Below are 7768 nucleotides of genomic sequence, written 5' to 3'. Positions count from 1 at the left end.
TCCTGAGTCCGCCCAATTAGGGTGAGTCCGGCGAATTGGGTGAATGCCTTGTTCTTTGGAATCAGCGAGATAGAATCCGCTCGATAAGGACGGCCGACAAGAGAGAATCGGTGCGAACTACGGTCCTTGAGGCCGCCGAAACCTGCGACTTGGAGCGCTCGTGGCCAAAGCAAAGACATCTCTGACTGCCGTCGAGCGACGCGCAGAAGAACTCGACACCATTGCGTCCGTTCTGCCACTTGAGCGTCGGGACGAGCTTGCCGAGCTACTCACCGACCACGACATCGAAACGCTACGCCATCTGGTCAACGCCGGTATGGGGGCCAACACGCTTCGGGCGCTGACGTCGGATCTGGCCTATCTCGAAGCCTGGGGCCTGGCAACGACCGGCAAATCTCTGCCATGGCCTGCTCCCGAAGCGCTGCTCCTGAAGTTCGTCGCGCATCATCTTTGGGATCCTAAAAAGCGCCAGAAGGATCCAGAGCACGGCATGCCTACGGGCGTCGCCGACACTTTGCGAGCCCAAAAATTTCTGAAATCCACCGGCCCACATGCACCCGACACAGTGCGCCGCCGACTGGCCAGTTGGTCGACCCTTACAAAATGGCGCGGTCTTGACGGCGCTTTTGCTTCCCCTGCCCTGAAATCCGCTATTCGCCTCGCCGTGCGTGCCGTCCCGAGACAGCGTCGTCGCAAGAGCGCGAAAGCGGTCACCGGTGATGTCCTGGCAAAGCTTCTTGCCACGTGTGCCAGCGACAGCCTGCGCGATGTCAGGGACCGCGCGATCCTGATGGTCGCCTTTGCGTCGGGTGGCCGCCGGCGCAGCGAGATCGCAGGCCTTCGCCTTGAACAGCTAACCGTAGAAGCTCCGATCGAGACCGAAGGCGGCCCTCCCCTCCCCTCGCTTGCTATTCATCTCGGGCGAACCAAAACGACTTCAGGCGAAGAGGACGAAGTGGTTTATCTCACGGGCCGACCCGTCGAGGCGTTAAAGGCCTGGATCACTGCGGCCAAGATCGACAAGGGCAGCATGTTTCGCGGGATCGGGCGTTGGGGCACGGTGTCAAAACGAGCGCTTGATCCACAGTCGGTGAATGCAATCCTCAAGCAGCGGGCGGAGATGGCGGGGTTGGACAGTGGGGAGTTTTCGGCGCACGGGCTGCGATCGGGATACCTTACGGAAGCAGCCAATCGTGGCATTCCCCTGCCGGAGGCTATGGAGCAGTCGCGTCACCGTTCCATTCAACAGGCATCCAGTTACTACAACAGCGCGACCCGCCGTAGCGGGCGTGCTGCGAGGCTTTTGTAAGAGGCGGCACCTACTCGTATGCACCGTCGTGTTGATGGAACAGCCGAGCGACTCGCGTGCTCGAAGCGCAAGCGAAGCTGCGGCCCGCTTTAGGGTTCCATCCACCCCTCAAGTTCCGCGTCCGTGCCGTCGCCTAGCAAGTGCTTCTTTAACGTTTCAGCGAGCTCCAGACTGCGAAGACGCCACGGCTCTAGGGCATCATAAAGTAGGTGATCTTCGTCGACCTCTCGTCGAACGATTCCCTGGATTCGCCCGTAGGTGCCATGCAGCCTGGGAGGCTCTTTCTTGAATTGCTCGAGTAACCTGCTCATCCCGGAATGTGGATCATGCCCGTCCGATATTTCCTTCGCGGCCAAAATAGACTCGATGTCCAGTTCAAGAAAACGCAACGCTATTCGCTTGTCGTCCTCGTTCAGCATCCACAAATCGAGATCTCTCAGATCGTCCAGAATTGCGGTAGAATAGACAAGTGCACGACATAACCACTCGGTCCGTGTTTCACGATCCGATGCCTGGTCCAACACCGCAGCCCAAGCTTCCGGCATGAAATCTCCGACGCGGCTCAACTTGTGCCTGAGTAGCAAGTCAAGAAATAGCTCGGCATTCGAGGGACCACACTCGAGAACGATTTGACGCACTTGGTCGCCTTTACCACTGCTCGAGATTGCCTCCCATGCAATCCCGAATAATGGATGACGCGGCTGCCGCACGATCAAGTCGACAACGGGCTGCCATACGTCAGCACCCCTGTGGGCGCGGTTCCAGAGCCGTGGCGGCTGACCGGTGAATGCCTGGACACAGGCAGCTAACAGGTCGTCTGCGAGCCCCGTTACCAGTACGAGAGCCGGCCCATTGAGAGCAACTCCGACAGGCAAGAGAAGTTGCTCAAGATCCTTCGGCACGTTAGGCGATGTCAGAACCGAAGCCTTCAGCCAGATCGCATCAGAGCGCGAAGCTCCAAGCATCCCGACGACGAGACCGCGTTCCGCTTCAGTCAGCACGTCCCAATGATCAACTATATCTGCGATGATAGCGTAAGGCGCGGTGCTTCCCGGAAGCGCGAGAGCTCGAGCGAGCCGGCCTTCTCGCATCTCAGGCTTCCCGCGCGTGGCGTCGAGGAGCAGATCGGCAAACCCCAATGTGAAATCATCCGGGACAAGCCCTTCCGCGGTGACCTTTTCGAGCCAGTGCAGCCAGCTGTCGCAGATGCGGACCAGAAGTTCCGGCGCGATCTTGCCGCGCGATTCCATGACTACGTTGAACAAGCGCGCTTCGGTGAATTCTGCACCCGCGGGTAGCGCGTCGAGTGCGATCGGCATGACGCGGGCAAACAGGTCCCATGCTCGCCCCGGCCCGGAATATTCGATGCGATCGAATCTTATGAGGTTCGGCATTATGGCAGCGGCTGCGGCCGGCTCAGCTGCTTGAGCTCCTATGATGTCGATCAAACGCGATTTTCTTGCTTGAGGCAGCGTACTCCAACCTCTGACTGCCCCGTCGAGCATTGCCGACGCGACTGCCGGATGTTCATCTGCATAAAGCTTGCGAAGGATATCCTCATCCTCTGAACGATCGACCGAGAGCCATATCTTAGCCGCAGCGGCGCGGATGAAACCTTCGCCGTAATTGAGGAGGCGAGCCATTGCCTGATGGCCGAGCGCGGCCGGCTCGCCTTTGTAGAAGGTAATGGCTCGACAGGCGCCCTGTGGGCCAAGATAAGTCTCCTCGGAGGATTCAAGCAGACCCAATTCGGTCAAAACGTCTCCACGCTCGGGTGCGGACAGAAGCGCTTCCATCCGCTCCAGTCCACTTATCGTACGCCCTATTGGAAGACGTGCTTCATCATCCTGCCATATCATCTCCGATACATCGCGCCTTCGTACCGCGATGACCCAGTCTGGCAGGTGGCTTCGAAACTCCCGCGAAAGTTCTGGTAGATGACGAAGCAGAAATGCGTAGCAAAGGTCGCGCGTCGCCGGAAAGTAGCTTTTCAGTCCTCGTTCGGCCAGTTCAGGAATAGCATCGCGCCTGTTCGATCCCTTCAATCGTTCATGCATCCAGTCGAGGTTTCGAGCAGCGGCCTTCGACGTTAATCCCCTCCTGCAAAACAGAGCCCTCTCGAGCACTGAAAGAGCCTCCGCAGTCTGTTTCTGTGTCGATACCTGTGCTGACGCCTCCCCCGCCGCCCGATAGTACGCGTGCGAGAAATTTATCTGGTGTAAACCGGGATAGCTGATCAGGCGACGCATCTCGAGCGAATCAAGTCCAGCAAGATCGACCTGATCTAGCGTTGGTTCTTCCTCATACTCCGGATCAATAGAAGGCTCAGGCGCGCCACCGCCGATACTCGTTATTGTGAATTGCGAATCCGGCAAGCCGGGTAAACTGTCGCCGCCTTTGCCAAGCAAAAATGCCAACTCAGTCTCCGCGATGGGTACCATTGCGTTGGTCCCGATCGCGAGGCTCCGTGCTAATGGCTGAAGTCCTTCGCTACGCCAGATGTCCGCCAACGCCGAAGCGCGCTCATGTGCTATTCGCTCCAGTTGATCGACTGTGACTGGCGCGACAATCTTACCGTGGTGGCGAGCCAAATGCTGGATACTTCCAGGATCCAGATTCAGTTTGCCAGTCAAAAGTGCATTTTCAACGAACTGCGCGAGCTCGGAAGGCACCGCCGCCTGCGCGACCTGATTAGACCAAATTGTCGCAGAGAGGGTCGCTTCAGACTGGCTGAGATCGTACCAGCAATGCCCGTCAACCGTCAGCGTTCCCACATCGCTTGCATTCGTGGCTGCGAACAGTTGTTCCTGTGACTGAGCCACGATCAGCCGCCTGTCATGCCGGAGGTGTGCAACCAGATCTTCCAACTGCTGGTATAGCTTGATGAAGTCCGGCTCCGTGTGCGTACCGCCGAGCGGGTCGTCGAGCAAGACAAGTCGATGGGAACGACCGGGTTCGCTGAGGAACCGTTCGGCTTCCTTGACTTCTGAAAGCACTCGGACAGTGTAGCCTAGCTTTTGAAATCTGGCGGCGATGAAACGCGCGGCATTTGATTTGCCTGTTCTTGGCCTGCCCGTCAGCAACAACACTCTCCTCTGAGAAAGTGTCTCCTGCCAAACCGTCTCGATACCGCGCTCGACATAACCCTCGGGCGAGAGCGAGCCATAGGACGACTGATTAAGCACTTCCCGGATCTGTGGCAGGACGTTGTGAGACTTGCCCTTCGCGCCCTTAATCACCTCCCTGAGCCGATGGATCGTGTCCCCCGTCCGATCGCCCGGCACGTCATAGGCGCGAACGAGGAGATCCTCGCAAACGGATGTCACTGCCACTTCTTCCAGGCGTTCGACCAGCGAAACACGTCGCATTGCCTCGACCAGTGTTTCCGGCGTAAGTTTCGCTGCCACCGCCGCCCTGTGTTGGTCGCGCTCCTTCGCCAGCTTGCTGGGATCCCGTCCGCCCGACGGCTTGGCATAGGCTGCGAGCAGCGTCTTGGCATCAGCCTTGTTGAGCGACTGGACCCGCTCTTTTTCTCTCCAACTGAGCCCTTCGACCAAAACCGATGTTGCGTCGTCACACCGGCTTGACAAGACCAGCACAATAAAACGGCTTTTGTCTGCGAGCAGTCTTTCCAGCAGTGTATTGTCGGCAACTTTGGTGCCCGGATGACCAAGGTATTCTGCAAGCTCCTTGAGACCGAATTTACCGCTAGCGCCCTTTACCTGTATTTCGACAATCTGGCCGTCAAAGTGAATTTCGCAATCTTCACCGCCATTAGGCTCGATCAGAAATTTCACGCTAGGCCGACTAAGAGTCTGCAGACCGAGCGCCACGCAGACGATATCCTGGAAGTCATACTTCTTCGGGCCTGTGATATTGATCGTCACCTCATGCTCCCAACCCACCCTTGATTTCTGACGCTCAACCGCAATAAGAGGCTGTATTTCTTGAGAAAATCAAGAAAAGAAACGGCTGACAAGTTTTCTGTGTGTGAACTAGCAATTGCATTCGCAACTAGCTCTATACAAGCGCGAGATTACCCGACCTTTTTTGGTTGCTCAGCAGTTGACCTTATTAGCGACATCAGCATGGGCCCGATTGAAAACTCCCCGCGCTCAGAGCGCCTGGTGAGATCACGCAGATATCCTCCGGCGGATGTTATGAAATTCGATCGCTCCAGAATGCAGGCCACAGCCACCGCGGCATTTTCCGGCCCCATGGCGTTGCACGCCTCCTCGTAGGCAGAGGGGCTGACGCCCAGCATTGAGCGCACAACGATGGCCGCCTTCATGAGCTCGCGCCAGTGCTCGATGCGCCCACCGGGCCCATAATCAGTGATCTGGGGGCAGGCGCGAAGAACCATTCCGAGCGGGAACGCCTTGATCGGCTCGCGTCTTGTCTTCTGTGTTTCCTTCGGCTCATCCCTCGTCAAAAGTTTGTCCGCTGCCTTTTCGCCCAGCTCTTTTCCAGAGCTAGGTTCAAGTTCATTTATAAATTCGGTATTTGAATTCTGTATGTGCCGGTCATCCTGGTTGGCATTGCCATGCACTTCTTCCGTTTTGAGCTGCATTTCCAGGAGGTTGAGCACCTCTTCCCGCAGTAGCTCCATTTCATCAAGCGTGATCTCGACCTGAGAGCGGTTCGGGTGGCGAGGGATGCGAGCGAGAATGCTGACATACTCGGACTCCATATGGTCCCAGTTGCCGGCCGCACCCTCTTCCACGGCGGCCGAGATCAACTTGCGCACATCGCGGCGGCAGATCGTCAGCGCTTCCCTTGCGCGGCGGAAGCGCGCGCGCTCGGCTGCGACATCCTGCGCCATCAAGGCGAGTTCGGTGGCACGAGCCAGCAGGGGCGTCAGGTCAAACCCGTAGGCCTGTTCGACCTCGCCATCCCTGTTGCGGTGCGCGTAGCGTTTACCGTTCGGGCTGTCGCGCCGGAGAATAAGGCCCGCGTCGACTAGCGCCGCAAGTTGCCTGCGCAGGGTTGTCTCGGTGATCCCGTGGGCCCGAACAGACAGCTGGGCGTTGGATGGGAAGACGACCAGACCCTGGCTGGGATCGAGCTGGGCCTGAGGGTGAAACGTCAAAAGGGCATCAAGGACGGCAAGTGCCCGGTCCTGGATTCCCAAGCGTTCCCTTGCCTCGCATACGTCTCGAAAGACTTTCCATTTCTCGATGCGCGCATCTGGCCCCGGATTCTCGATCGCCATCTGGTTTCGGACCAGGGCGAGCGACATCTCCCGCCGCCCAAAGGGCGTCGTCACATGTCCCGTCTGCATTTTTCTTTCACCTTGCTTCAGGCAAAGGAAATCCGCTCACCAAAACGGCGCCAAGACTCTTGACTGTGATTCCGGGAAATGCGATTCTCGATCCTGCTAGAGATGACGAGAGAGGCTTCCACGGTTCGCCGTTTGGGGGCCTTTTTCTTTTGCGGTTCAGTCTCCGTTGGTTTCAGTTTTCGATCCTTTGTACTCCTCGTACAAACGACCCATGTGTGAAGACAGCCATTCGCTGAACGGCTTGGCTTCAGCATTGGTAAGCTCGATGGCAACCTTCTTTGCCTTCGCATTTATCACCATGTTCAACGCGCGATCGGTTGAGGTCCAGTCTCGAACAGCGGATTCAGCCTTCGGCTTCTTGGCGGCTGACCTGGCCTTGTATCGCTTCAGGTAATCATGGAGTTTCTCGAAGCGGTCGTCTTCATGGAGCGCCTGGAAGTCGGCAGACTCCACGTGCTCAATCGCAACCTTAAAGAGGGCAGGGGCAAGAACAAGTTGGCGAAGGCTCAGCCACCGGTCGCGCCCGATTTTCTTGGACGCGCCCAAAGCCGTGATAACAGATGCCGGCACAGCCTCAACGACCGCGAGCATCTTCGAGAGCATGGCCTCGTCAATGGCAAGCGAGGAACGAACGGTCTCCTTCGTCATGCCTGAGGCAATCAAGTTTCGGGCGAAGTAGGCGCGTTCTATGAACGACAAATTCGACCGGGCCGCATTTTCCTGGCCCTGTACGATAGCCGATGTGGTGTCGTCCAACTGCTTTACGATTGCCTTGACCGAGACGCCAAGCTCGCGGGCCACCCTGAGGCGACGATGGCCGAACACCACCATATATCGCTTGACGTCTGTCGAGCTCGGACGGACCAAAATAGGCGTCGTCTGACCTGATTCCTTGATCGCCTGGAGCAGTTCCTGAAACTCCTCCCCATCGTCGGACAGACGGTCGGCAACGAAAGAGGCATCGATCAGCAGCGGATCAAGATCCACGATCACCTCGCCTTCCATCAGTTTCTTTGTGTTCTCGGCCATATCCTCGATGGAGCGGACAACCGTCTTTGCCGCTCCTGTCATGCCGTAGCCCGGCTTGGTTGGCGTCTGGCTCGCCGAGATGGCAGCCATGTCCAGCTTGGCGAATGGATTTTCACGTGACATGGCCGGCCTCCGGATCAGTGCTCAAC

General features: G+C 57.7%; 4 protein-coding genes. 1 reads left to right on the top strand and 3 read right to left on the bottom strand.

Translation table 11 applies throughout. The features are described 5' to 3' along the window. Positions 1–160: 160 nt before the first annotated feature. A complete protein-coding gene (locus G6L28_RS22525; protein WP_174066419.1) occupies positions 161–1309 on the top strand; it encodes a tyrosine-type recombinase/integrase in 1149 nt (382 codons plus the stop codon). Positions 1310–1398: 89 nt separating this feature from the next. Here G6L28_RS22525 and G6L28_RS22520 read toward each other — a convergent pair whose 3' ends face one another. The 3 genes from G6L28_RS22520 to repB all read right to left on the bottom strand — a co-directional run bounded on the left by G6L28_RS22520 (position 1399) and on the right by repB (position 7742). Next, positions 1399–5196: a hypothetical protein gene (locus tag G6L28_RS22520; protein ID WP_174066417.1), complete on the bottom strand. Its 3798-nt coding sequence runs from the start codon at positions 5194–5196 to the stop codon at positions 1399–1401. A 149-nt stretch (positions 5197–5345) separates the two neighbouring features. Beyond that, positions 5346–6590: a plasmid replication protein RepC gene (gene repC, locus G6L28_RS22515; protein ID WP_174066416.1), complete on the bottom strand. Its 1245-nt coding sequence runs from the start codon at positions 6588–6590 to the stop codon at positions 5346–5348. Positions 6591–6746: 156 nt separating this feature from the next. Continuing rightward, positions 6747–7742, bottom strand: a complete 996-nt coding sequence (gene repB, locus G6L28_RS22510; protein ID WP_174066414.1) for a plasmid partitioning protein RepB — start codon at positions 7740–7742, stop codon at positions 6747–6749. Between the last annotated feature and the right edge of the window lie 26 nt (positions 7743–7768).

This window comes from Agrobacterium larrymoorei, from assembly GCF_013322225.1.
GTDB classification, from domain to species: domain Bacteria; phylum Pseudomonadota; class Alphaproteobacteria; order Rhizobiales; family Rhizobiaceae; genus Agrobacterium; species Agrobacterium larrymoorei_A.
The sequence above is the reverse complement of the archived record's forward strand: the minus strand, read 5'-3'. Positions and strand labels throughout refer to the sequence as shown.